The 24,060-nt window shown below is 66.5% G+C and carries 23 protein-coding genes and 1 riboswitch; of the genes, 8 read left to right on the top strand and 15 right to left on the bottom strand.

Annotation, left to right across the window (positions count from 1 at the left end; genetic code table 11):
- Positions 1-5 precede the first annotated feature (5 nt).
- Positions 6-434: a MarR family winged helix-turn-helix transcriptional regulator gene (locus tag M2390_RS05770; protein ID WP_259177576.1), complete on the bottom strand. Its 429-nt coding sequence runs from the start codon at positions 432-434 to the stop codon at positions 6-8.
- Between the two features lie 96 nt (positions 435-530).
- Here M2390_RS05770 and M2390_RS05775 point away from each other — a divergent pair, with 96 nt between their 5' ends.
- Together M2390_RS05775 and M2390_RS05780 are read left to right on the top strand one after the other, a co-directional pair.
- Positions 531-1,130, top strand: a complete 600-nt coding sequence (locus tag M2390_RS05775; protein WP_259177577.1) for a hypothetical protein — start codon at positions 531-533, stop codon at positions 1,128-1,130.
- A 1,237-nt stretch (positions 1,131-2,367) separates the two neighbouring features.
- Positions 2,368-4,527, top strand: a complete 2,160-nt coding sequence (locus M2390_RS05780; protein WP_259177578.1) for an Ig-like domain repeat protein — start codon at positions 2,368-2,370, stop codon at positions 4,525-4,527.
- 231 nt (positions 4,528-4,758) lie between these two features.
- Here M2390_RS05780 and M2390_RS05785 read toward each other — a convergent pair whose 3' ends face one another.
- Positions 4,759-5,595, bottom strand: coding sequence for an aldo/keto reductase (locus M2390_RS05785; protein WP_259177579.1), 837 nt, complete (start codon positions 5,593-5,595; stop codon positions 4,759-4,761).
- Positions 5,596-5,669: 74 nt separating this feature from the next.
- Here M2390_RS05785 and M2390_RS05790 point away from each other — a divergent pair, with 74 nt between their 5' ends.
- The 3 genes from M2390_RS05790 (at position 5,670) to M2390_RS05800 (ending at position 8,593) form a co-directional block, all read left to right on the top strand.
- Complete coding sequence (locus M2390_RS05790) at positions 5,670-6,674, top strand: LysR family transcriptional regulator (RefSeq protein ID WP_259177580.1); 1,005 nt, start codon at positions 5,670-5,672, stop codon at positions 6,672-6,674.
- A 208-nt stretch (positions 6,675-6,882) separates the two neighbouring features.
- Complete coding sequence (locus M2390_RS05795) at positions 6,883-7,638, top strand: SDR family NAD(P)-dependent oxidoreductase (protein WP_259177581.1); 756 nt, start codon at positions 6,883-6,885, stop codon at positions 7,636-7,638.
- Positions 7,639-7,765: 127 nt separating this feature from the next.
- Positions 7,766-8,593: a phosphatase PAP2 family protein gene (locus M2390_RS05800; protein ID WP_259177582.1), complete on the top strand. Its 828-nt coding sequence runs from the start codon at positions 7,766-7,768 to the stop codon at positions 8,591-8,593.
- A 22-nt stretch (positions 8,594-8,615) separates the two neighbouring features.
- Here M2390_RS05800 and M2390_RS05805 read toward each other — a convergent pair whose 3' ends face one another.
- Positions 8,616-8,948: a branched-chain amino acid transporter permease gene (locus M2390_RS05805; RefSeq protein WP_259177583.1), complete on the bottom strand. Its 333-nt coding sequence runs from the start codon at positions 8,946-8,948 to the stop codon at positions 8,616-8,618.
- Entirely contained in the window at positions 8,945-9,724 is a 780-nt protein-coding gene (locus M2390_RS05810; protein ID WP_259177584.1) for an AzlC family ABC transporter permease, read from the bottom strand. Before M2390_RS05810 ends, M2390_RS05805 begins: the two co-directional genes overlap by 4 nt.
- Before the next feature lie 62 nt (positions 9,725-9,786).
- Between M2390_RS05810 and M2390_RS05815 the strand changes: the two genes are divergently transcribed.
- Complete coding sequence (locus M2390_RS05815) at positions 9,787-10,275, top strand: Lrp/AsnC family transcriptional regulator (RefSeq protein ID WP_081864054.1); 489 nt, start codon at positions 9,787-9,789, stop codon at positions 10,273-10,275.
- On the opposite strand, the gene M2390_RS05820 is transcribed toward M2390_RS05815, so the two are convergent.
- A complete protein-coding gene (locus tag M2390_RS05820) occupies positions 10,272-11,810 on the bottom strand; it encodes an MFS transporter (RefSeq protein ID WP_259177585.1) in 1,539 nt (512 codons plus the stop codon). The genes M2390_RS05815 and M2390_RS05820 overlap by 4 nt on opposite strands.
- A gap of 93 nt (positions 11,811-11,903) precedes the next feature.
- A complete protein-coding gene (locus M2390_RS05825) occupies positions 11,904-12,293 on the bottom strand; it encodes a nuclear transport factor 2 family protein (protein ID WP_259177586.1) in 390 nt (129 codons plus the stop codon).
- 113 nt (positions 12,294-12,406) lie between these two features.
- Here M2390_RS05825 and M2390_RS05830 point away from each other — a divergent pair, with 113 nt between their 5' ends.
- Positions 12,407-12,778, top strand: a complete 372-nt coding sequence (locus M2390_RS05830) for a helix-turn-helix domain-containing protein (protein WP_259177587.1) — start codon at positions 12,407-12,409, stop codon at positions 12,776-12,778.
- Positions 12,779-12,856: 78 nt separating this feature from the next.
- Here M2390_RS05830 and M2390_RS05835 read toward each other — a convergent pair whose 3' ends face one another.
- The 8 genes from M2390_RS05835 to M2390_RS05870 all read right to left on the bottom strand — a co-directional run bounded on the left by M2390_RS05835 (position 12,857) and on the right by M2390_RS05870 (position 22,596).
- On the bottom strand, positions 12,857-13,564 hold the full coding sequence (locus M2390_RS05835; RefSeq protein WP_259177588.1) for a TetR/AcrR family transcriptional regulator: 708 nt from the start codon (positions 13,562-13,564) through the stop codon (positions 12,857-12,859).
- 80 nt (positions 13,565-13,644) lie between these two features.
- The gene (locus M2390_RS05840; protein WP_121688775.1) at positions 13,645-14,334 is read right to left on the bottom strand and encodes a response regulator; all 690 of its coding nucleotides are present in this window, start codon (positions 14,332-14,334) and stop codon (positions 13,645-13,647) included.
- A complete protein-coding gene (locus tag M2390_RS05845) occupies positions 14,331-16,886 on the bottom strand; it encodes an ATP-binding protein (protein ID WP_259177589.1) in 2,556 nt (851 codons plus the stop codon). Before M2390_RS05845 ends, M2390_RS05840 begins: the two co-directional genes overlap by 4 nt.
- Positions 16,883-17,473, bottom strand: a complete 591-nt coding sequence (kdpC, locus tag M2390_RS05850; protein WP_259177590.1) for a potassium-transporting ATPase subunit KdpC — start codon at positions 17,471-17,473, stop codon at positions 16,883-16,885. Before kdpC ends, M2390_RS05845 begins: the two co-directional genes overlap by 4 nt.
- Before the next feature lie 27 nt (positions 17,474-17,500).
- The gene (gene kdpB, locus M2390_RS05855) at positions 17,501-19,636 is read right to left on the bottom strand and encodes a potassium-transporting ATPase subunit KdpB (protein ID WP_396822620.1); all 2,136 of its coding nucleotides are present in this window, start codon (positions 19,634-19,636) and stop codon (positions 17,501-17,503) included.
- Complete coding sequence (gene kdpA, locus M2390_RS05860; RefSeq protein ID WP_259177591.1) at positions 19,636-21,297, bottom strand: potassium-transporting ATPase subunit KdpA; 1,662 nt, start codon at positions 21,295-21,297, stop codon at positions 19,636-19,638. Before kdpA ends, kdpB begins: the two co-directional genes overlap by 1 nt.
- Positions 21,297-21,386: a K(+)-transporting ATPase subunit F gene (gene kdpF / locus M2390_RS05865; protein ID WP_121647648.1), complete on the bottom strand. Its 90-nt coding sequence runs from the start codon at positions 21,384-21,386 to the stop codon at positions 21,297-21,299. The genes kdpA and kdpF overlap by 1 nt, the downstream gene beginning before the upstream one ends.
- A gap of 226 nt (positions 21,387-21,612) precedes the next feature.
- Positions 21,613-22,596, bottom strand: a complete 984-nt coding sequence (locus M2390_RS05870; RefSeq protein WP_259177592.1) for a diaminopimelate dehydrogenase — start codon at positions 22,594-22,596, stop codon at positions 21,613-21,615.
- A gap of 132 nt (positions 22,597-22,728) precedes the next feature.
- Between M2390_RS05870 and M2390_RS05875 the strand changes: the two genes are divergently transcribed.
- Complete coding sequence (locus tag M2390_RS05875; protein ID WP_259177593.1) at positions 22,729-23,058, top strand: co-chaperone YbbN; 330 nt, start codon at positions 22,729-22,731, stop codon at positions 23,056-23,058.
- 47 nt (positions 23,059-23,105) lie between these two features.
- On the opposite strand, the gene pnuC is transcribed toward M2390_RS05875, so the two are convergent.
- Entirely contained in the window at positions 23,106-23,801 is a 696-nt protein-coding gene (gene pnuC / locus M2390_RS05880) for a nicotinamide riboside transporter PnuC (protein ID WP_043321983.1), read from the bottom strand.
- A 71-nt stretch (positions 23,802-23,872) separates the two neighbouring features.
- A riboswitch (FMN riboswitch) is annotated at positions 23,873-24,001 on the bottom strand.
- Positions 24,002-24,060 lie beyond the last annotated feature (59 nt).

Raw genomic sequence — 24,060 nt, forward strand, 5'->3', positions numbered from 1 at the left:
GGATGCTATCTGGTGATCGCCGCGGTAAGTCGATTGAGGATGCTTGAGAGGCGCTGCAGGTCGCGCCGTTCCTCGTCCGTTAGTTCTTCGGCGATCGCCGCATCGATCGTGGACGCTCGGCCCGCACGCGCCTGGGCAAGGGCCGTGCGGCCCGGGGCGGTGATGGTGATGAGCAGGCTGCGTTTGTCGTCGGGGTTCGGGGTTCGGTTCACCAGTTCGGCGCGTTCTAGATCGTCGACCGTCACTCGCATGCTCTGGTGGCGGACGTTGCGTTTCCGGGCGAGCTCGGCGATCGTCGCGGGACCCTCGCGGTCCAGATATCCCAGCGTCGCGGCCTGGGCATCGGGCAGCGTGTCGGCGGATGCTCGGGTTGCGCGGACAAAATCGCCCACCGATCGACGAAGCCGTTCGGCCCACTCTGAAGATTCGGTCATGGTGAAATAGTACAGCAAGGCTGTATTCGTAGGGATTTGGGCGATGCCGGGGGTGAAATCTGACACGGGGAGACTCGCTCCTGCTACATTGACCCCATGTGGGAACAGACCACCGCCCCCGCCGGCGGATATCAGAGCGAGATCAACGTGGTACCGATGCCCCTGGCCACAGTGGTCTCTCGTACGGTGCTGGGTGTCGTGTTGACGGCGGGAGCGGCCGTGCTGGTGCCGATCTCGCTGAATCTGCGACTCGAACTCGGCCTGTCCGCAGCGATCATGGTTCCGATTACGGTGGCCCTGGCCGTGGTGGCCCCGATCATTGTTGGGTTGGTTCTGCTTGCCCGGGTGGGTCGTGGTACGGAAACCGTCACGCTCGAAATCCACCCCGCGGAGATTGTGCTGCGCCGCCGCGGCTCCCGGCGCGTGTACGCCCTGAAGGAGCTGACCCGCGTGTACCTGGTGGCCTTGGGTCGCGGTGCACGCATCGAGGTGCATACCGCGAACGGGGATGCGATCACCCTGCTCACGGGCCTGGCTCGTTCCGCTCGCGATGGCTCCGGCACGCTGACGCAGATACCCGCCGAGGCCGCCAGGATGCTCGCGGATGCCGGCCTTGCGGCGGACGACACCGAACCAAACCGGCAGTCCTTCACCCGCAACCTGACGAACACCCCCGTGTCTCCCCACCGGGTCTAAGGTTCGGCCGCTTCGGGTGCGCGTGCGGGGGTGGAAGCTCACCCATCACCTCAACCAATGATCGTTGAGGTATCGGGGTTGGGGCGTTGTCCACAATGCCGCGACTTCGCGGATCTCTCCCCAGATCCTGTGCTTCGTGGCACCCGCGGGACCGGGTTTCTTAGCGTTAGTGGATGACGAAACCTCAACCTCTCCGCTGCGTGCGATGGCCCACTATCGCGCTCATTGGTCCGCGCAACGAGAAGACAAGATCTTCGAGAATCGACGCGCGAGCGGCGAGCGAGGCACCGCATCGCTGGGATTTACCGTTACACAGATTCTGCGCGCGATTTCCGTCTTAGTGACGGCGTCCAGACGTCGGCGTGCGACTGAACTCGGCGCTGTTATCCGAAGCATCGTGACCCAGGCCTCGCGGCAGCTAGTTGACTCGGAAATCGACCAGCTCCTGATATCGGATGTGAACGAGCAGCGTCGAAGGGGACGACATGTCCCGCTCGGACTGCTGAGCGGGGCACTTATTGCGCTACCCGTGCGTGTCTCAGGTGTGACCGTCGGTGTGCTCGCCGTCCTGAGCGAGGTTCCTAATTGTTTCGCGGGCGGTGACCTGGTTGTCCTCCAGTGCTTTGGCGAAGCGCTGGGAATTGTGGAAAGCCTCGCGGGATCACGCGGTTCGCCCGTGCACCCCCGGTGAGTAAGGTGGCACCGGTGTGTCATTTGGGTGGATTCGGATCTAGCCTGATCGAAAGGAGGTGAACGATGCGAGATATGTGGGTTTGGACGATAGAGACCGGCAGGTGGGAGCCTGATGATAGACAAGAACAGATCGAGGCCGAGTGGACGGAATACCTGCGCAAATTTGAGGCCTCCCAGGCGGACTTTAACCGGCAGATGGGGCTGAGTAGGTCGAGCAGACGCCGACGTTGGTTTCGGCGGAACGGTTAGATGCGCGCGAATACACGAACCGCCGCCACCCGAATTGGGTGACGGCGGTTGTATCCGCGGTGAGGCCTCTGCAGGCCTAGTCGCGAGGGCTTCCCCGCCGCGTTCGGTGGCGAAAAGTTCCCACAATGGATGTTGGTCCGAGGTGCATAAAGAAACTGTGGCGCTGACGCCCGCGTTCCGCTAGTGTTTGGCCAGCCGCACGATCGCGAAAATCACACTACTTTGTTGTGAAATGTATTGTGACGACGAATAGCTGTGGATACCCGCTGCACTAACCAGAATGAGATTCCCCCACATGCCCCCTGCCCTGACACGGCCATACTTCCGTGCAAACTTCCAACTCGCGGCGGTCGCCACCGTGGCGCTCATCACGATTCCCGTTGCCAGCACCGTCCTGAGCTCCGACGGGGCGGCGGCGGTACCCACGCCGTCGTCGACCGTATCCACGCTCGCCGAAGTTGCTCGGCCGAGCATCTATTCCCAGACGACCGCGGGAACGTGGCTGCAGGGCGGAGCGGTGGATCCCAGCCGTGACCGACTGTACCTGGCCGATGACCAGAAGGATGACACCCCGAGCCTCTCCGTTCTCAACCTGAGGAATGGAACGGCGTCAACCATTCCGCTGGATGGTGAAACCTACGCGCTCGATGCGGCCGTCTCGCCCGTCGGAGGGACCGTGTACGTCGTCCACAACACGACGGATGGGTTTGTCTCCGTGGTTGATCCCGGTGCCACCTACACCGCGACCTCGCTGCCTCCCACCGTCGAGGTCGGGGGGAACCCCCAAAAGGTTGAGGTGGGAGCGGATGGACGCGCCTACGTCGTCAACGTGAGCGGCGACACGGTGTCGATCCTTGGACGCGCGGACGGCGCCGATAAGCTCAAGGTCGTTCAGACGCTGTCGTCTGTCGCCACGGCCGGGGCAACGAGCGCGATCGACAACGACCGCAACCTCCTCTTCATCGCGAGCGAATATGCGAAGCTCGTCACCGTGATCGATACCGCGACTACCCCCGCGGCCGTCATCGGCACCTTCCCGGTGACCGACACCCCCACGGGAATCGGCGTGGACCCGCGAACCGGAGCGGTCGTTATCGCCAGCTCTGATACCAACGCCGTGTCGTGGTTCTCCTCCAACAACGGATGGGCGACGGCCGCGATCATTCGCAGCGAAGCCCTCGGAACCGTGAACGCTGACACACTCCTCCCGCTCTCGGTTGACGTGCTCAAGGATGGTACGGCTCTGGTGGTCACACAGGTTTTCCCGTCGGAGACGAAGTCCTTTGTCTCTGTGGTGCCCGCCGATGCGGGTGTTGCCCGGACAATCCCCGTGGGAAACCTCGCTTTCTGGGGCGTGCTGGATCCGCAGCAGGGTGGTTCGTTCTACGTTCCGAACGCGGGTAACGGAAACGTCTCCGTCCTCGCCAATGTCACCCTGAGCGCCACCGCCTCACCCGTCTCCTACGGGCAGCAGGCCGAGGCCAAGGCCACACTCACGAGAGCCGACGGATACCCGATCACCGGTTCGATCGCCTTCGCCGACTCCGCACATGATTCACTGGGCACCGCGACCGTTGACGCATCCGGAACGGCAACATTGAACCTGGGTGTGCAGCCTGCGGGAAGCTTCCCGTTCACCGCGACGGTACAGTCCCCGGTATCCGTCGCGCTGAGCGCCACAGCATCCGCCACCACAAGAAAGGCATCGTCTGGCACGTCGCTCGCCGTTGCCTCCGCTGCACTCGTTGAGGGTGGCAGCGCATCGGTGACCGTGTCCGTTACCGCGAGCCACGGAACGGTACCCGGAGGTACCGTGACGCTCAGGAACGGTGCGACGGCCGTCGGCTCGGCACCCCTGGTCGATGGACGTGCGACGTTACCGCTGAGTAACCTTACCGCGGGCACCAGCCAGCTCGTCGCCACCTACTCGGGAGACGAGAATCATGATGCTTCGGAGTCTGACGGTGTCACTCTGTCGGTGAAGGCACGAACCGCCGCTGCTGTTGTTAGCAAGCCCACCGCAGGGGTCGGCGATAAGCTCACGATCAATCTGACGGGTTTTGTCCCTCATGAGACCATTAACCTCACCCTGCACTCTGATCCGATAGAGCTGGGGAGCGTCGTTGCCGACGAGGCGGGTTCTGCTGTGTTCACGTTCGCGCTTCCGGAGGTGGCGGCCGGAAAGCACACCATTGTTGCTGTGGGTGCTTCCTCGAATCGCACGAGCTCAACCGAGATCCTGGTTCCTAAGCCCGGGGCCGACCCCGGGACCCACCCTGGGACCGACCCCGGAGCTGACCCCGGAACCAACCCCGGAGCCGAACCGGGCAATGGCCTCCCCGAGACTGGCGCGACCGGTGTGCCTCTCGGAGTGGCACTTGGAGCAGTCGCGTTGCTGCTCGGAGCTGGCCTGCTGGGAGGGCATCGACGCGCACAGCGCTCACGCAATTCATAGGGCCTCGCGGGGCGAGCGGCGGGGTCCGCCAGCGCTATCGCCAGCCGATACAAAAACCGCACTCGGGTCGACTTCGGGGGAGAGTACACGCGTGCCCTCCGCGAGACGGCCAGCCCCGATGCCGGCCTGGCGTCTCGCTGCTGAGTAAGCCCGCGGCCTGCATGCCGCACACCAGACAGAACCGTCGCCTCCCGCGTGGGAGGCGACGGTTCTGAGCGAGGTGCTGGGTGCCTAGTTGACGTCCAGCGGGCTCGGGCCCACGCGGCCGGAGAGGTCCAGCGGGTCCAGGGCGTCGATGGCGGCAACCTCGGCGTCGGTCAGCTCGAAGCCGAAGACGTCGAAGTTCTCGGCCATACGCTCCTTGCGGCTGGACTTCGGGAAGACGATGAAGCCCTTCTGCAGGTGCCAGCGGATGACCGCCTGTGCCGGGGTGACGCCGTGAGCCTCGGCGGCCTGGGCGACCGCGGGGATCTCGAACAGCGGGTACTTGCCCTGACCCAGGGGACCCCAGGACTCGATGTGGGTGCCGTTGGCGGCGGCCCACTCGAGCACGTCGCGCTGCTGGAACGCCGGGTGCAGCTCGATCTGGTTGATCGCGGGCACCTCGCCGGTGGCGGCAACCAGGGCGTCCAGGTGCTCGGGCAGGTGGTTGGAGACACCGATCGAACGGGCGAGCCCGGCGTCGCGGATCTCGATCATCTTGGACCAGGCGTTGACAAACGAGTCGTTCTTCGGGGCCGGCCAGTGGCTCAGGTACAGGTCGACGTAGTCGAGGCCGAGCTTGTCCAGGCTGGTGCGGATCGCCTCGTGAGGCAGCTCGCCGGCCTGGTGGTCGATCCACAGCTTGGTGGTGATGAAGAGCTCTTCGCGGGGGATCCCGCTCTTGGCGATCGCGGCGCCCACGCCCTCCTCGTTCTGGTAGATCGCGGCGGTGTCAATGTGGCGGTAGCCCACCTCAAGCGCGTCGGTGACGGCCTGCTCGGCCTCATCGGCCGGTACCAGGAAGACACCAAAGCCGAGCTGGGGAATCGAATGTCCGGAATTCAGGGAAATGGTAGGAATGCTCATGACCCCAGCCTAGGGAGCGGTAATCTAGAAGTCCAACAGTTGATACTGATGGTTTTGAGAAGTGGAACTAATACATGGATTTACGGCAGCTGGAACACCTCGTCGCCCTCGCCGACGAACGCCATTTTACGCGGGCAGCCGAGGCATCCGGCATCTCCCAGTCGGGTCTGTCCTCCTCGATTCGGAACCTTGAACAGGAGCTCGGGACGCCGCTTTTTGATCGAACGTCTCGGCGTGTTGAACCCACCGAGGCGGGCCTCGCGCTCATCCCGCACGCGCGGCTGATGCTTGAGCAGGCCGCCCGTGCACGAGATGCGGTCATCCAGACCTCGCACCAGGTGTCGGGTTCGCTGCGGATCGGTGCCGAACAGTGTCTCGGATTTGTGGACATTGCCGCGGTGCTTGATCGCTTCCACCGACGCTATCCGCTGGTGGAAACCGAGTTTGTTCAGGCCGGTTCCCACGACCTGGTGGGCAAGGTCCGCAGCGGGGCGGTGGATGTGGCCTTCGTCGCAGCGACCAAGCATCTGGGCGCCTTGCCGCGCGTTGTCCTGGGGCAGGAAACCCTGGTCATTCTGCACGCCGCCAACCACCCGCTTTCGGCGATCCTGACCCCGGGGTGGGAAGACCTTGCAGGCATGGACTTTGTCGACTTTGCACCCTCCTGGGGCGTGCGCACCCTGAATGATGAGGTGCTGGCGGCGCACGGCGTCAACCGGCGCGTGCGCTGCACCGTGAATGACGTCCACGCGCTGCTGGAGCTTGTGGGTCGGGGGATGGGGATCGCGATCGTTCCCGAGCATGTGATCGGCAAGCCCGAGGCACGCGACCTGATCGTCCGGGACCTGCCCGGGGCTGCCACCGCCGACTGGACCGTCTCGGCCATCACCGCGACCGCCGCGGCCGATCCCCGCGCGGTCCCGGCCAACCTGTTGCTGGAGCTGTTGGATTCGGGACGCTGCCTGCCCGACCACTGCACCCCTGAGCACGCACACCGCGAGTATGCGGCACGGGTGCTGGCCCGCACCGAAAACGTGGCAATCGAGCGTGCGCCGGAACCTGAGCGCTCGTTCCGGTAGCGCGAGGAGTCGAAAACGCGCCCATTCCGTTTCTCGTTCGCTCGGTGCGAACGCGGGAAAACCCCGGAATCTGGCGGATGTTTAGTTCCCCTGACGGCAATGCGACAGCGAAGCGTGCGAAATCGGCGCCACCCATTGACGAGTACATACCGAGGCGTATGGTTCCGGATGGGCCAGGCGAGACGTTCGCCGGTCCGGGAAGGAAATCATGGCTACCTATGATGTGGCAAACCGTTCGGCAATCGTGTCCGGAGCGGGTGCAGGAATCGGCCGCGCCGTCGCGGAGCTCCTGGCGGCAAACGGAACAGCGGTGCTGCTGGTTGATCGTGACCAGGCTGCCGTCGAGGCCGTGTATCAGGAGATTATCGCGCGCGGAGGCGCCGCGGCCACGTTTGTTGCCGACGTGACCAGCCCCGACTGGGGAACCGAATCGGTCCGCCTGGCCGAGGCGATGGCGCCCCTGGGCATCGCCGTCAACAACGCGGGTATTTCGGGACCGTCGGCCCCGCTGACCGAGTACACCCCCGAGGACTGGCACCGTGTGATCAGCATCAACCTCGACTCGCTCTACACCGGAATGCGTGCGCAGATCCCGGCGATGGCCGCACACGGCGGCGGCGCCGTGGTGAACCTCGCCTCGATCCTCGGCACGGTTGGCCAGGCCGGCGCCTCGGCGTATGTGACGGCCAAGCACGGCGTGGTGGGCATGACCAAGTCCGCCGCGCTGGAAAACGCGCGCACCGGTGTCCGGGTCAACGCGGTCGCCCCCGGGTATGTCCACACCCCGATGATTCAGAACATCACCACGCCGGAGAGCTACGCGGCCCTGGTCGCGCTGCACCCGATGGGGCGTCTGGCCACCGCCGAGGAGATCGCCCAGATGGTCGCCTTCCTCGCCAGTGATGCCGCGGGATTTGTGACCGGAAGCACCCACCTCGTGGACGGCGGCTACAGCGCCCGCTAGTTTCGACGTTCGCCCCGGGCGGATCTGAAACCCCGGGGCGATCCCGAAACTCCCAGGCATGCTGTCATAGGGTTGAATTCTTCCCCGCACGTCCCTGGCCCTCGGGCCGCTGAGAAAGTTCCCCCCTATGTCGCCCAACCCGTCCCCGTCTCGCGCCCGTCTTGGTGCGCGCGGACGCGCGATCATCGTGTTTGTGATCGCCCTCGCCGTGTTTGTCGCGACCTATCTGCTCGGGGTCCAGAACGATGTGGGACAGCGCGCCGAAAACGCACTCCTGCGCGCCTCGACCCTCTCCAGCAACGTTCCACCGCCCCTGGACTGGGTGAGCCTGCAGTCGATTGCAATCCTGGCGGTGTTGATCGCGTTGATCGCGCTCTGGCGATCGGGCGTCGGCGGGGCGATCCATACGGTGCTTGCCATCGGGATCGCCGTGCTCTCGGCCAAGGCCCTGAAAAACGTGTTCCTGGAGCGTCCCGAATTCCATCTGGAAAACCCAGGGAACTCATTCCCCAGCGGGCATGCGGCCGTGGTGTCGGTCCTGGTGATGGCCCTGATTCTGGTGCTGCCCTCCACCGGGCGCTGGATCGTGATGCTGCTCAGCGCCCCGCTGCTGGTGACCATCAGCGCCCAGCTCCTGATGTTTGGCTGGCATCGCCCGAGCGACGTGTTTGGTGGGTTCGCGCTGTCCCTGGGCACGCTGGCGTTTGGCACCATCATTCGCCCCGCTCGGGGTCCGGTGGAATCGGGTACCCGGGGGCTGCGCCTGGTGCGCACGCTGTTCATGGTGCTGGGCACCCTGGGCTTTGCCGTCGCGTTTGCGGTCGGTGTGGCCGGGCTGGGTGCCGGACTCAACACCCGGGTCATGCTGGCCGGCGAAATCGCCGGTGGTGGTGCGGCGCTGTGGGTCCTCGCCCTGGTGTCGCTGCTGCGGATCCCGGTGCGCGGACGCCGCTAGCGCGGCGGCGCCGGCGTACCCGCTAGGCCGGAAACACCGTCGAGAGCAGCACGACGTTGACCGCGGTGCCCGCGAAAATGCTCAGCAGTGCGTTGTGCTTCCAGAGCTGAAGCCCGATGGTGACGTTCAGCGCGATAAGCGTCGGGAGCGCGGGGGAGAGACTGGTGAAATCCACGTCTCGGAGGCAGTAGAGCACCAGCACAATCATGATGCCCGCGGGCAGCTCCTCGGCGAGATATCGCACGGCGGCACTGCGCCTCAGCGGGGTGACCGCGAGCAGGGGGACCGCGCGGAGGGCAAACGTAATGCCTCCGGCGACCAGCACGGTGGCAAGCAGATAGCCGGGATCGATCATCGTTCCTCCTCGCCGTGATCCACGTTCGATGTATGCCGCGCTCGGCGTGTGCGCAGCCAGAACCGGACCAGGAGGCCCGTGGTCAGCAGCGACATCGCGATCGGCAGCATGTGTTCGGGGGACAGCGCGATGCCGATCAGGCCCGAGAGCAGGGCGATGACCGCGGTGGGCAGGTCGCGGCGGGCGCGATATGCCTCGATAGCCAGCACCACAAACAGCGCGGTGAGGGTGAATTCCAGCCCGGGGAGATGGAGCTCCAGCCGGTTCCCGGCCAGCGCGCCAACGGTCGCCCCGAGCACCCAGTAGAGCTGACAGAACACCTGGATGCCGATGATCCGGGTGCCGGACCAGTTCTCCCGGGGGCGGCCGGTGGTGATCGCATAGGCCTCATCGGTCATCGCGTATGCCGAGTACAGCTTGCCCAGGCCCGGGCGCACCCGGTGGATCGGGAAGGAGAGTGCGTAAAAGACGTGGCGCACATTAACCACCAGGGAGGTGAGGGCAATCGTGGAGAGCGGTGCGGCGACCATCACCAGCCCCACCAGGATGAACTCGAGTGATCCCGCATAGACGACGGCGGTAAAGATCGTGGCCCACCACCAGTCCAGGCCCGCCTGGGAGACCAGCAGGCCGAATGCGAGCCCGAGGGGGAACAGGGCACCTCCGGCACCCGCGGTGTCAAAGAACGCCAGCTTAAGCTCACCAAGACGCGCCCGACGGCCGTCGGGTCGCGGGCGAGCGCCACGCCGGGCCGTGGGTGCGGGTTCAGGGGTCACAACGCAATTTTAGGAAAAAGCGTGGCTTATTTTGTACCCGATATGAACCTAGAATGGTAATTATGAGCAACAAACCCGCCCTGGACGCCATCGATCAAGAGATATTGTTACTGCTTGCGCGCGACGGACGGATGTCCAACGTGGATCTGGCCCGCCGGGTGGGGCTGACCCCGCCCCCGTGCCTGCGACGCGTGCGTCGTCTGGAGGAGGCGGGGATCATCGCCGGCTACGGCGCCCAGGTGGACTACACCGCGATGGGTCGGGGCTTCGAGGTGGTGGTGGCCGTGGACATCGGGGTCAACGACCGGGTCACGATGGAGAAGTTTGAGCAGGACGTGATCGCGATGCCCGAGGTGGTGGAGCTGCGCCGAATGTTTGGCCGCCCCGACTACTACATCCGGGTTGCCGTGTCCGACTCGGATGCCTATGAGATGTTCCTCACGTCCAAGCTCTCCACGCTCTCCCCGGTGACCCGGGTGGACTCGCACCTCACCATGAAGCTGTTCACCGACACGCTGCCCGAGGGGGATGCGCGCTCGTTTGAGCCCTAGTCCTCGGGCTGCGTCGGCGAGACAATCGTGATGGTCCCGGTGTGCACGGCGATCTCCTCGGCGGAGATCAGGGTGATCGGGCCGGTGTGCGGATCCGCGGGCACCACGGTGACCGGCATCGTCGGCGTGGGTTCCACGCTCGCCGGCAGTCCGCCGAGCATCCGCGACGAGATCGCCAGCGCGACCAGCGCCAGGGCCGCGGTGAAGGCGAAGACCAGCAGGAACGGCCCGCTTCCTCCGATCAGGGCCGAGCTGAACAGCACCCCGGCGATGGCCAGCGAGATGGCGCTTCCAAACGAGTCGGCGATGGTCAGTGCCGCCGAGTTAAAGCCCTGGTTGGTGGGGGTCGAGTGGGCCAGGGTCAGCACACCCAGGCGCGGGTAGAGCATGCCCACCCCGAGCCCGGCGACGGTCCAGGCGGCCAGCGCGATCCACGGCGAGAGGTGCAGCAGTGCAACCGCAAAGAGCCCGCCGATTGCCACAAACGCGATGATCGGGGCGCTGCGGGCGATGAACGCGTTGGGCAGGCGGTCGCCCATCCGACCCTGCAGCGCCGAACCCACGGCCCAGCTCACGGCACCACCGGTGAGCGCGAAGCCCGCGGCGGTGGGGGAGAAGTCGTAGTGCTCGATCAGCAGGTAGGGCACGTAGATCTCCGCACCAAAGAAGGTGGCGGCGACCACCGCGCGCATGCGGATGACACCGGGCAGACCCCGGCGCAGTCCCAGTACACCCGCGGGCAGCAGCGGGCGGACGGCGATCAGCCCGATCGCCAGGGCGACCACGGCAACCACCAGGCCGCCGGGACCCTGCTCGCCCGCCAGGCTCAGGGTCAGCACGGACACGGCGGCCAGGGTGGCCCAGAGGATGCGCGGGGCGTCCCAGGCGGCGCGCACCGGGGCGGTGCCGTCTGCATCCGCGGCGCGCAGCGTGTGCTCGCTGGCCGAAAGGCGGCGCAGCGTCGGGGTAACCAGTGCCAGGGCGCACACCACCAGGACCACCACACCCAGGAAGACCCAGTGCCAGCTCCAGGTGTCGGCGACGAATCCGGCAATCACCGGTCCCACCAGCGAGGGCAAAACCCAGGCGGCGGAGAAGCAGGCAAACATCGGCGGGTGCAGGCGCGGAGGCAGTGCGCGGGCGACCATCACGTAGAGGGCCACGGTGATCGCGCCGCCGCCCATGCCCTGGGCCAGGCGGCCCAGCAGGAACGGGAACATCGCGGTGGCCAGGCCCGAGGCGATCAGGCCGATGGTAAACATCGTCACCGCGGCCAGTAACGGCCGGGTGGGACCGGAGCGGTCGGCCCAGTTGCCCGCCACCACCATGCCGATAATGCCGGTGGCCAGGGGGCCGGCAAAAGCCAGGGCGTAGAGGGATTGTCCGTTCAGATCGGCACTGATCACGGGCATGATGGTCGTGACCGCCATCGACTCAAAAGCGCCCAAAAATACCAGGGCGCAGGCGCCCAGGGTGACACTCAAAAAACGGCGGGAAAACAGGGAATCCTGTGCGGGGGAAGGGGAAACACTCACACGTTCAACTGTAGCGGTCGAATCGATTTGAAAACGCCGTGAGGAGGGGGTGAAAGCGCCCGTTTATCCAGAGTTCACGGGCGCTCGATCGCCCTAGTCCTGCCAGAAGGCGTCTTCGGCATCCTGGTCGGTGCTGAAGAGCCAGATTTCGGCGATGCGGTCATCGGCGATACGGAACACATCCACCCCGTTCATGCCCAGGTCGGGGCGTCCGGGGCGCTGTGCCGAGAAGGCCACGGTGGTGGCCACGGTGTCACCGTTGACCATGCGGGTCTGGGTCTGCAGGGCAAAGGTGCCCTGGCTGCGCTCCATAAACCCACCCAGCAGGGCGAGTACCGCGTTGGGTCCGACATGGTCGCCGGAGAGCGGGTTGGCGCCGGGCTGGTGCCACACGACCGCGGGGTGCAGGGCGGCGGCCAGGGCTGCCATGTCTCCGGTGGCGAGGGCGTCTTCGTAGCGCTGGTAGGCGGCGGGAATGCTCATGATTTCTCCTTGGGGTTGTCCTAGGACAGTTATGTCAGGAGGGTGCCGGTTACCTCAACGTAACCGGCATCTCGGCACTAGGCTGGGGGCAACCCGGAGTGAATGGAAGACCTGTGGAGTGGAACATCTTTTCGCGCAGCTGCCCCTCGCGCACCTCGCTTGCGCAGATCGCGAATAAGTGGACGGCGATGATCGTGATCAGCCTGGTGGCCGGCCCGCTGCGCTTTGGCGAGCTGCACACCCGGATCGAGGGCATCAGCAAGAAGGTTTTGACCGACACGCTGCGCTCCCTGGAGCGCGATGGCATGCTGATTCGTGCCGACGGGCGCTATGCCCTCACCGAGCTGGGACGCACCCTCGAAGAGCCCCTGAAGGCACTTCAGGTCTGGGCGGAATCCCATATCGAGGATGTCCTGGACAACCGCGACCGCTATGACAGCGCCGCCGATGAGGCCATCCTGGCCGGGATTCCCCGCGCCTCCTAGACCGTGGCGTGGCGTCGGAGCCCGCGAGGGCGCGCGTCCGACGGGTGATTAGCCCGCGAGGTCCGCGGCGGCCGGTGACTAGCCCTTGGGGGTCTTGGGTGGGGTGCCCGGGGAACCCGCGGGGCGGGTGCGCTCGAGGTAGTCGCCCACGTAGGTGACCACCATGCGGGCCGACTCGGTGAGGAAGAACTCATCGCCCTCGGGGGAGAGCTCAAACGCCCGCGCGACCAGCGAGTCGGTGACCTCCACCACAACCTCGATGTGGCGACCAAAGTCGGGACGCGGGACCACGTTGAAGTGGTTGGCAAACAGCTCGCCCACGCGACGCGCGGCAATCATCCGGTTGGTTTCGGTGGCATCATCCTGGTGCTCGTCGATAATGTTGCCCAGCCGCAGCCAACGGAAACCCGGCTCGGTGCGGAAGAAGTCGGCGTAGCCGGCGATGACGTCGGTCACGGCCTCGTCCCAGTCGGCCTCGGGACGGTGCGAGATGCGGGCCACAATCGCCTCGAATACGCGCTCCTGGTTGCGGGTGGCCAGCGCGCGAGCCACGGCGGGTAGCCCATCGAAGTAGCGGTAGATTCCGGGGCCGGACATGCCCACCCGGCGGGCCAGCAGGGAGAGCGAGATGGCCGAATAGCCAACCTCGTCAATAAGCTGGGCAAAGGTGTCCAGAATCAGGGTCACGCGCTTTTCGCTGCGCTCCTGGCGCGGGGCGCGGCGCATACCGGTAATCTCGCCGGCGGTAGCGGTGCTGTCGGACTGGGGGAGTCGATCGCTCGTCATGGACGGCTCCTTTCGAAGGGCTGTCCCAGTTTAGGGGATTGTGTGTGGGTGTTTCGTGAGTGTAGGCGGCGTGGGGTGACCTAGCCGCCCGAGGGGGTAAAGCGATACCCCATCCCCAGCTCGGTGACGAAGTAGCGTGGCCGGGATCCGTCAACCTCAAGCTTCTGGCGGATCTGGGACAGATACACCCGCAGATAGTTGGTTTCCCGCCCGTATTCGGGGCCCCAGACCGCGTGCAGCAGTTCGGTCTGGCTGAGTAGGCGTTCGGGGTTGCGGGCGAACTGCTCAACCAGCAGCCACTCGGTGGGGGTCAGGCTGATCGGGGTGCCCTCGACCCGGACCCGTTTGGTGGCCAGATCGATTTCGAGTCGCCCGTCGGCGGTGGTCACGCTGGCCTCTGCCTGTTCGGGCGTGCCGCGGCGCAGGGCCGCCCGCAGTCGGGCGAGCAGCTCATCCATCGCAAACGGCTTGGTCACATAGTCGTCGGCCCCGGCATCCAGCGCCTCGATCTTGCTCGCGGATTCCTGCCGGGCGGACACGATCAGGATCGGCACCCGCGACCATCCGCGGATCCCGCGAATCACCGTGAGCCCGCTCACATCCGGCAGACCGAGATCCAGCAGGATCACGTCGGGATGTTCGTGCGCGGCAAGGTCCAGGGCGCGAGTGCCGTCGGGGGCGTGCAGCGCGCGGTAGCCGCGCGCCCGCAGGTTCACCAGCAGGGCGCGGGCGATGTTGGCGTCGTCTTCCACCACGAGTACCGTGCTCAACTCGGGCTCCTCTCGGATGGATGGGTGGGATCCGCGGCGGGGAGGGCGAGCACCATCGTGGCACCCCCGCCGGGGGTTTCCTCTATCTCCAGGGTGCCACCGATTCCCTCGGTCAGGCCCCGCGCCACGGCGAGTCCCAGCCCGATCCCGGTTCCGGCCGGGGCATCACCCAGGCGCTGGAAGGGCCGGAACACCGTGTCCTGTTCGGTGCGGGGGATGCCCGGTCCGTGATCGATCACACGCAGCTCCACCCGATCCTCGACCCGGCCCCCGGACACCCCGACCTGGGCACCCGCGCCGTGATTGAGCGCGTTATCCAGCAGGTTGGCGAGGATGCGCACCAGCAGCCCGTAGTCGCCAAGCAGGCGCAGATCCTCGGGAATCGACAGCGAGATGTCGAGATCCCCGGGCAGCGCGGCCAGCGCGCCGGCCACCACGTCGGCGGCCTCCAGCGGCGCCTGTTCGAGCCGGATCTCCCCGGCCTGTATCCGACTCATGTCCAGCAGGTTGGTGACCAGGGTGTTGAGCCGGTCGGTGGAGTCCTCGATGGTGAGCAGCAGGGCGGCCTCATCCTCGGCGCTGAACTCCACATCCGGCAACCGGAGGCTCGACACCGCGGCCTTGATCCCCGCCAGCGGGGTGCGCAGGTCGTGGGAGACCGCGGCCAGCAGCGCGGTGCGGATCGAGTTGCCGGCGGCGAGCTCCTGGGCCTGCACGCGGGCACGGTCCAGCTCGTCCTGGGCAAGGACGCCGAGCAGGCGGCCCGCATAGGCCTCCAGGACGCGCTGATCGGAGGCCGAAACCGGCGCGCCCACGAGCAGCAGCGCGTGGGTCTTGTCGATCCGGATTGTGCTGGTTGCCGAGCCCGGTCCCTGACACGCGGGTCCCGAGGTCGCCACGGCCTGCCACACATCGGCACCGGTGGGTTCGGGATTGTGCGAGGCCAGGGTGACCGCGTCCTGGCTGAAGGTTTCGCGCAGGCTGTCGAGCAGCGACTGCACCGAGGCCCCCTCGCGCAGCACACCCCCGGCGAGCTCGGAGAGCAAGGCGGCCTGGGCCTGGGCCGCGGCGGCCTCGGTGGTGCGCCGGGCGGCAAGGTCCACCACGCGCGCCACCCCGGCGGCCACCAGGAGGAACAGCACCAGCGCGACCACGTTCTCGCTCTGGTAGATGGTCAGGGTGTGCACGGGCGGGGTGAAGAACCAGTTGACCAGTGCGGTGCCCACCAGCGCGGCGATGATCGCCGGCCAGAATCCGCCGAGCAGCGCCACAAACACCACCAGGGTGATGTAGCCCAGCAGGGTCAGGCTCAGCGAGGTCGCCCCGGGGCCGAAGCTGAGGAAGAGCGCGGTGACCACAACCGGGCCGACCAGGGCGGCGATCCACCCGGCGATTCGGCGCGAGCGGGTCAGCGCGGCCCCGCGACGGGCGCGCGGTTCGCGCTTGCCGTGTGCGGCCTGATGGGTGACCATGTGTACGTCGATATTGCCGGCCGCGGCGATCACGCGCGAACCGATGCCCGGTCCGCGCAGGCGGCGCAGCCAGCCCGAGCGGCTGACACCGAGCACCAGCTGGGAGGCGTTGACCGAGCGGGCAAAGTCGAGCAGCGCCTTGGCCGGGTCCTCACCCACCACGGTGTGCCAGGTGCCGCCAAGCTCCTCGACCAGCGTGCGGGCGCGGGCAAGCGCGGTGGCGTCGGAGGCGCGCAGGCCATCGTCCTGGATCACGTGCACGGCCAGCAGCTCGCGTCCGGCGATCCGACCCACGATGCGGACCCCGCGGCGCAGCAGTGTCTCGGTTTCCGGGCCGCCGGTCACCGCGACCACGATGCGCTCGCGGGCGGGCCAGGTGGTGTTGATGCTCTTTTGGGTGCGGTACTTCTCCAGCAGCTCATCCACCTGATCGGCGAGCCACAGCAGCGCGAGTTCACGCAGGGCGGTGAGGTTGCCGATTCGGAAGTAGTTGGCGAGGGCCGCGTCCACCCGGTTGGCCGGATACACGTGTCCGGCGCCGAGTCGGGCGCGCAGTTCATCCGGGGTGAGGTCCACCAGCTCGATCTCATCGGCGGCGCGCAGCACCCGGTCGGGGATGGTTTCGCGCTGGGTGATCCCGGTGATCGCGGTGACCACGTCGTTGAGGGATTCCAGGTGTTGAATGTTCAGGGTCGTGTAGACGTTGATCCCCGCATCCAGCAGGGTCTGCACCTCCTCCCAGCGCTTCTCAGGACCGCCGGTGGTGCCCTCGGTGTGCACCACGCTGTGGGCCAGCTCGTCCACGATGGCTAGCGTGGGTTTGCGTGCCAAGATCGCGTCCACGTCGAGCTCGCGGAAGCTGCCGCCGCGGTAGGACACCTCGCGCAGCGGAATCGCCGGGATGCCCGCTCGCAGCTCGCGGGTGCGCTCCCGACCGTGGTCCTCGATCAGCCCCACCACCACGTCGACCCCGGCCGCGTGCCGGTCGTGGGCATCCTTCAACATGGTGAAGGTTTTTCCCACGCCCGGCGCGAAACCGAGGTAGACCTTGAGGGTGCCACGGGCAACCCGTTCGCTCACTGAGCCTCGCTTCCTGCGGCGTGCTCCAGAGCCAGGTTCAGCTCCAGCACGTTGACGGTTGGGACGCCGATGAACCCCAGCAGCGGTTCCTCGGTGTGTTCGCGCACGAGTCTGGCCACGGTCTCCTCGGAGAGGTGACGGGCGGCGGCCACGCGTGCGCTCTGTAGCCGAGCGTACTCCGGGGAGATGTCCGGGTCGAGGCCCGACGCGCTGGCAGTCAGCGCATCGGCGGGAACCTTGTCCGGGGACACGTTCTCGGTTTTGGCGACCTGGGCGCGCAGATCATCGATCTGCTTGGCCAGGTCCTTGGAGGTGGGGGCAAGGTTGGAGGCACCGGAGTTCAGCGCATCGTACTTGCCGGCCGAGGGGCGCGGGTGGAACCAGGTGTCGCCGGTGAAGTCCTGGCCGATCAGCGAGGATCCCACGACCTTGCCGTGGTCGGAGACCAGCGAGCCGTCGGCGGCCGCGGGCATGGCCCGGCCCACCAGGAGGATGGCCGCCGGGTAGAGGATACCCAGCAGGACCGTGAGCACCAGGAGGGTGCGCAGCGCGGTCCCGAAGGAGCGCAGTGAGGAGGATGCAGACATGTTCGTGAACCTTAGATCGGATCGTTTTTAGTTGAGGCCGGGGATGAGGGTCAGGATGAGGTCGATGACCTTGATCCCGAGGAAGGGGATGATCAGCCCGCCCACACCAAACACGAGCAGGTTGTGGCCGAGTAGCTTGGCCGCCGCCTGGGGGCGGTAGCGCACGCCGCGCAGGGCCAGCGGGATGAGCACGATGATGACCAGGGCGTTGAAGATCACCGCCGAGAGGATCGCCGACTCGGGGGAGTGCAGGCCCATGATGTTGAGCGCCGCAAGGCCCGGGAATGCGGCCACAAACATGGCCGGGATGACCGCGAAGTACTTGGCCACGTCGTTGGCAATCGAGAAGGTGGTGAGTGCGCCGCGGGTGATGAGCAGCTGCTTACCGATCTCGACGATCTCGATCAGCTTGGTGGGGTCCGAGTCGAGGTCCACCATGTTGCCCGCCTCCTTGGCGGCGGAGGTGCCGGTGTTCATCGCGACACCCACGTCGGCCTGGGCGAGCGCCGGGGCGTCGTTGGTGCCATCCCCGGTCATGGCGACCAGGTGGCCGCCCTCCTGTTCGCGGCGGATCAGGGCGAGCTTATCCTCGGGGGTCGCCTCGGCCAGGAAGTCGTCGACCCCGGCCTCTGCGGCGATGGCCTGCGCGGTCAGCCGGTTGTCACCGGTGATCATGACCGTGCGGATACCCATCGCCCGCAGCCGAGCGAAGCGCTCGGGCATGCCGGCCTTGACGATGTCCGACAGGCGGATCACGCCGAGCACCCGGGCGGGCATCTCGGGGGCGTGGGTGGCCACCACCAGGGCGGTGCCACCCCCGGCGGAGACCTCATCGGCGATGGTGCGCGCATCGGCGGGTACGGTACCGTCATGGGCCTCGACCCAGGCGAGTACCTCGTTGGTGGCACCCTTGACGATCTTCTCGCCGGTGGGCAGCACGATCGCGCTCATCCGGGTCTTGGCCTGGAAGGGCACAAACTCGGCGTCGGCCGGGGCGGCGATCGCGCTCTGGGCGGGGAACTGCTCCTCGGCAAAGGTCACCACCGAACGGCCCTCGGGGGTTTCGTCGGCGAGGGAGGAGAGGCGGGCGGCGCGGGCCAGATCATCGGCGCTCACGCCGGTCACGGGCAGCAGGCCGGTGGCTTTGCGGTCACCCTCGGTGATCGTACCGGTCTTATCCAGCAGCAGGGTGCTCACGTCCCCGGCGGCCTCGACCGCGCGGCCCGAGCGGGCCAGCACGCCACGCTGAACCAGGCGGTCCATGCCGGCGATGCCGATGGCCGAGAGCAGCGCGCCGATCGTGGTGGGGATCAGACAGACCAGCAGCGCGGTCAGGACGATGAGCGACTGCCGAGCCCCGGAGAAGATGGCCAGCGGCTGGAGGTTGAGGATCACCAGCAGGAAGATGATGGTCAGCACGGCCAGCAGGATGTTCAGTGCGATCTCGTTGGGGGTCTTCTGCCGGGTGGCACCCTCCACCAGGGCGATCATCCGGTCGAGGAAGGTCTCGCCGGGTTCGCTGGTGATCTGCACGATGATGGTGTCCGAGAGCACCCGGGTGCCACCGGTGACGGCACAGCGGTCGCCACCGGATTCGCGGATCACCGGGGCGGATTCGCCGGTCACCGCGGACTCGTCCACGGTTGCGGCACCCTCGATCACGTCGCCGTCACCGGGGATCACCTCTCCGGCGCGCACCCTCACCCGGTCGTCGCGGCGCAGCGCGGTCGCCGGGACGATCTCGATGTGACCGTTTGCGTCCAGTCGTGCCGCGGTGGTGGTGGTGCGAGCGGCACGCAGCGAGTCGGCCTGGGCCCGTCCGCGTCCCTCGGCCACGGCCTCGGCCAGGTTGGCAAAGACCACGGTGAGCCACAGCCAGATGGCGATGCCCCAGGCAAACAGGCTCGGGCTGATGATCGCCATCACGGTGGTGAAGGCGGCACCCACCTCGACCAGGAACATGACCGGGGTCTTGATCATGATGCGCGGGTCGAGCTTGCGCAGGGCCGCGGGGATGGAGGACACCATCTGGCGGGGGCTAAACGCGCCCCCGCTGGTGCGGGCAGTGGCGGCCTTGGTGGCCGGTTGTGCGGTGGTAGTGGTGGACGTGGACACGGTGCTCCCTAGAGGATCCGAGGTTGTTTCTGTGGTGGGGGTAGTCATTAGCCGAGCGCCTCTGCGATCGGGCCGAGCGCCAGGGCCGGCAGGAAGGTCAGTGCGGACACCAGGAGTGCTACACCGGCCATCACGCCGATGAAGAGCGGACGGTGGGTCGGCAGGGTACCGGCGGTATCCGGTACGCGGCGCTGCTCGGCGAAGGTGCTGGCGAGGGCGAGGACCAGGATGATCGGCAGGAATCTACCGGCGAGCATCACCAGTCCCAGCATCACGTTGAGCACCGGGGTGTTGGCACTCAGCCCGGCAAAGGCTGAACCATTGTTATTGGCCGCCGAGACAAACGCGTACAGCAGTTCGGTCAGGCCGTGTGGTCCGCTGGTACTGAGGGAGGCGCGCACACTGGGCAGCGAGAAGGCCACCGCGGTGCCGATCAGCACGGTCGCGGGCATCACCAGGATGGCCAGCGAGGCGAGCTTCATCTGGCTGGGGCCGATCTTCTTGCCCAGGTATTCGGGGGTGCGTCCAACCATCAGGCCGGCGATGAAGACCGAGAGGATTGCGATCATCAGCATGCCGTACATGCCCGAGCCAACACCACCGGGGGAGATCTCACCGAGCACCATGTTGAGCACCAGCAGCCCGCCACCCAGCGGGGTGAAGCTTGAGTGTGCGGCGTCGGTGGCACCGGTCGAGGTCATCGTGGTGCTGACCGCGAAGAAGTCCGATCCGATCACGCCGAAGCGCAGCTCCTTGCCCTCGAGCGCCGAACCGGCGGCGTGCAGGGCTCCGCTGGCGTTGACCAGCTCGGAGGCGATCACACCGGCCAGGGAGGCGATGTAGAGGATACCCATGGCCGAGAGGATCGCCAAGCCGTGCTTCTTGCTGCCGATCATCACACCGAAGGTGCGGGTCAGGGCCACCGGGATCAGCAGCATCAGGAACACCTGCAGCAGGTTGGTCCAGGCACTGGGGTTCTCGAAGGGGTGGGCGGCGTTGGCATTGAAGTACCCGCCACCGTTGGTTCCGAGGTTCTTGATCGCCTCCTGGGAGGCCACCGTTCCACCGGGGATGTGCTGAACCGCGCCGCCGAGGGTGTGCACGGTGACCGGGTCGGCGAGGTTCTGGACCACGCCACCGGCCAGCAGCACAATCGCGAAGACCGTGGACAGCGGCAGCAGGATGCGCACGCTGCCGCGCACCAGGTCCACCCAGAAGTTACCCAGCTGGGTAGTTTCGGTGCGGGCCAGTCCGCGGAACAGCGCGACGGCCACCGCGATACCCACCGCGGCGGAGAGGAAGTTCTGCACGGCCAGACCCACGGCCTGGGCGGTCACGCCGAGCGCGGCCTCACCGGAGTAGGACTGCCAGTTGGTGTTGGTCACAAAGGACACGGCGGTGTTCCACGCCTGGTCGGGGGTCAGCCCGGTGTGTCCACCGGCGAAGGGCAGCACCGACTGGGTGCGCACAATCAGGTAGAGCAGCAGGATGGAAACCAGCGAGAACCACAGCAGCGAGCGCAGGTAGGAGCGCCAGCCCTGTTCGGCGTCGGGGTTGATGCCTCCGAGGCGATAGATCGCACGCTCTACCCGCCAGTGGCTCGTCGTGGTGAACACCCGCGCCATATAGTCGCCCAGCGGGCGATAGCAGAGTGCGAGTGCGGCGAAAACGAGGAGGATCTGCAGGATCCCCGGGATCAGCGCGGCCATCAGAAGCGCTCCGGGTGCAGCAGGGCCACGGTCAGATAACCGAGGGCCAGGACAATCAGAACGAGTCCGGTGATGGAGTCGAGGCTCATAGCTTCTCGATTCCACGAGCGGCCCACGCACACAGCGCGCAGAACGCGATGGTGATGCCGATAAAGAGGATGTCTAACACGAAAATCTCCCGAGACGGAACCCCCGGTCCCGAACGGTTCGGGCGGGGTGCCTCTCTAGGTAACCTCGGGAACGGATCGTGTAGGGATCGTCTTAACGCCGTCCTGACACCACACTGCGCTTTCTTAACGCGCTCTTAACACCGTGCTAGAGCAGGCGTGCTCGCAGCGTCTCGGGGGAGTCCGGGGAGAGCAGCGCCGGGGCGATATCCAACACCGAGTGGGCACCAAACTGTCCCCGGGCGCTCAGCTTTGCGGCGGCGCGGGCATAGGCCACCAGCACGCTCGCGGTGAACTCGGGATTGGAATCCAGGGCGAGCCGGTATTCGATCACCTGGGAGGTTCCCGGGGAGGACTGCCCGCTGCGGATCACAAACCCGCCGTGCGGCATCGCCCGGTGTTCGCGGGCAAACTCCTCGGCGTCGATCACGGTGACCGTGGTGTCATACTCGTCGAAGTAGTGCGGCATGGTCACGATCGCCTGGCGAATGGCTTCCTCGTCGGCCCCGTCTTCCAGGACGATCACGCACTCACGGGTGTGCTTGTCCCGGGTGGAGAGGGTCGGGCGCTCGCCGGAGCGGACCTTTGCGATCGCCTCCTCCGAGGGAATCGTGTACTGCACGCCCGCGGCGACGCCGGGAATGCGACGGATCGCGTCCGAGTGTCCCTGGCTGAGGCCCCGGCCCCAGAACGTGTGCGTATCGCCGTCGGGGAGGATGGCCTCGCCGTACAGCCGGTTGATCGAGAACAGACCGGGATCCCAGCCCACCGAGATGATCGCCACGCGCTCGCCGGAGGTTGCGGCATCCATGGCCGCAAAGTACTCAGGCACGCGGGCGTGGGTGTCAAAGCTGTCCACGGTGCTGAAGCGGGCGGCGAGTTCGGGACCGTGGATCGGCAGGTCATCCTTGGAGCCGCCACAGAGAATCAGCACGTCGATCCGGTTTTCGAGCCCGTCCAGGGCGTCGATTCCGAACACCCGGGTCTCCGGGCGGGCGGGGCTCAGGGCCTCGGGGTCGCGCCGGGTGAAGACACCCACGAGTTCCAGATCCGGGTTGAGGGCGAGCGAGGCCTCCACTCCGCGACCGAGATTTCCGTACCCCACGATGCCGACCCGAATCTGCTGTGTCATGCTGTGCTGCTCCCTTACCGCGCCTAGCGCTCCCGGATAAACGAACCCCCACCCTAGCGCAGTGCCCGTGCGGCCCGGCGGCGGGGTGCACGCTCGTGCACCGGGGTGTGGCGGCGGGTTTAGCATGGAACCATGTCCGTAACGCCGGTGACCACCGAGTCCTTCGAATCCGTTCTTGAATCCAACCGCCTGGTGATTCTTGATCTCTGGGCCGCCTGGTGCGGCCCCTGCCTGGCCTTTGCCGACGTGTTCCGGGCCTCCTCGGCCGCGCACCCGGACGTGTTTTATGGCTCGGTGGACACCGTGGCCGAGCCCGAGCTGGCCCAGAAGCTGGGTGTGCGTTCGATCCCGACCACGCTGATCTACCGCGGGGGACACCTGGTCTACTCGCGTGCCGACGTGCTGACCGCCGCCGATATCGACGACGCCCTGATCGAGGTCCGCAGTTCCGGCGCCTGCTAGCGCGGGACGCGGCGGGGGACACGGCGGAGCATGCGGCGCGTGCGGGTTTAGCCGCGCAGCACCGGCATCGCCGAATCGGTATCCAGCAGCGCACGGGCGGCCGACTCGACCCGGTTGATCCGCCACCACACAAAGAATCCGATCAGCGTGAAGGCCCCGTAGAACAGATACATAAACGCCGAGGCGTAGTACCCGGCGCTCACCAGCAGCGGCACACCCACGGCGTCCACGGCCACCCAGATCAGCCAGAACTCGACCCACCCGCGGGCCATCCCGTAGGTGGCGAGCAGCGAACCCATGAAGATCCAGGCGTCGGCCCAGACCGGTTCGAAGGAGCCCAGCGCGCGGAACACCGGCGTGAGGATCGCGGTGCCACCCACCAGGGCGACCACCAGGAAGATGCGCTGCTTCCCGCTGGCCCAGCGCGGCGAGATCGCCACGGCCTGGCCCCCGCGGGACTGGTGCCAGCGGATCCAGCCGTACACGGCCACGATCAGGAACATGATCTGCCGTCCGGCCTGACCCAGCAGGTTTGTCGGGTTCGGGGTGTGGAACACCGCACCCAGGAACACCGTCAGCAGCAGCAGGTTGCCGATGATGCCGACCGGCCAGGCCCAGGACTTACGGCGCATGCCGCCGATCGCGCAGATCAGCCCGAAGACGTTGCCGATGATTTCGCGCCAGAGGATCGTTTGCGATCCGATGTGAAGCTGGGCGTCAAAGAGCCAGGTAATGACGTTCAATGGTTTTTCTCCTTCCGCGTGCGAAACTGCGGGGGAAATACCAAGGGAATGTTAAACGTCAACAAACACCAAAGCGTGCTTCTCTCATCCAGACTCTAACTGTCGGTATCGGAATTTCACCGATTCGGCCACAAAGTTTCCCATGCGGTTCGCGGACTATCACCGCCGGTTCGGAATTACACCGACCCCGGAGCACTCGATCAGTCTAACGCGGGCCCCGTGGATTTTGTTCCGCACGCTCGTGTGGGCCGGGAGGATG

The sequence above is a fragment of the Mycetocola sp. BIGb0189 genome (genome assembly GCF_024810155.1).
Taxonomy (GTDB): Bacteria; Actinomycetota; Actinomycetes; order Actinomycetales; family Microbacteriaceae; genus Mycetocola; species Mycetocola lacteus.

Bases quoted from the DNA above. Each gene is read 5' to 3' on its own strand.
- kdpA (WP_259177591.1), bottom strand. From the start codon at position 21,297: ATGGCCGCGCTGATCCCGGGGATCCTGCAGATCCTCCTCGTTTTCGCC.
- kdpB (WP_396822620.1), bottom strand. From the start codon at position 19,636: ATGACTACCCCCACCACAGAAACAACCTCGGATCCTCTAGGGAGCACC.
- M2390_RS05785 (WP_259177579.1), bottom strand. From the start codon at position 5,595: ATGAGCATTCCTACCATTTCCCTGAATTCCGGACATTCGATTCCCCAG.
- M2390_RS05805 (WP_259177583.1), bottom strand. From the start codon at position 8,948: ATGATCGATCCCGGCTATCTGCTTGCCACCGTGCTGGTCGCCGGAGGC.
- M2390_RS05790 (WP_259177580.1), top strand. From the start codon at position 5,670: ATGGATTTACGGCAGCTGGAACACCTCGTCGCCCTCGCCGACGAACGC.
- M2390_RS05780 (WP_259177578.1), top strand. From the start codon at position 2,368: ATGCCCCCTGCCCTGACACGGCCATACTTCCGTGCAAACTTCCAACTC.
- M2390_RS05825 (WP_259177586.1), bottom strand. From the start codon at position 12,293: ATGAGCATTCCCGCCGCCTACCAGCGCTACGAAGACGCCCTCGCCACC.
- M2390_RS05875 (WP_259177593.1), top strand. From the start codon at position 22,729: ATGTCCGTAACGCCGGTGACCACCGAGTCCTTCGAATCCGTTCTTGAA.
- M2390_RS05775 (WP_259177577.1), top strand. From the start codon at position 531: ATGTGGGAACAGACCACCGCCCCCGCCGGCGGATATCAGAGCGAGATC.
- M2390_RS05870 (WP_259177592.1), bottom strand. From the start codon at position 22,596: ATGACACAGCAGATTCGGGTCGGCATCGTGGGGTACGGAAATCTCGGT.
- M2390_RS05835 (WP_259177588.1), bottom strand. From the start codon at position 13,564: ATGACGAGCGATCGACTCCCCCAGTCCGACAGCACCGCTACCGCCGGC.
- M2390_RS05795 (WP_259177581.1), top strand. From the start codon at position 6,883: ATGGCTACCTATGATGTGGCAAACCGTTCGGCAATCGTGTCCGGAGCG.
- M2390_RS05815 (WP_081864054.1), top strand. From the start codon at position 9,787: ATGAGCAACAAACCCGCCCTGGACGCCATCGATCAAGAGATATTGTTA.
- kdpF (WP_121647648.1), bottom strand. From the start codon at position 21,386: ATGAGCCTCGACTCCATCACCGGACTCGTTCTGATTGTCCTGGCCCTC.
- kdpC (WP_259177590.1), bottom strand. From the start codon at position 17,473: ATGTCTGCATCCTCCTCACTGCGCTCCTTCGGGACCGCGCTGCGCACC.
- M2390_RS05800 (WP_259177582.1), top strand. From the start codon at position 7,766: ATGTCGCCCAACCCGTCCCCGTCTCGCGCCCGTCTTGGTGCGCGCGGA.
- M2390_RS05770 (WP_259177576.1), bottom strand. From the start codon at position 434: ATGACCGAATCTTCAGAGTGGGCCGAACGGCTTCGTCGATCGGTGGGC.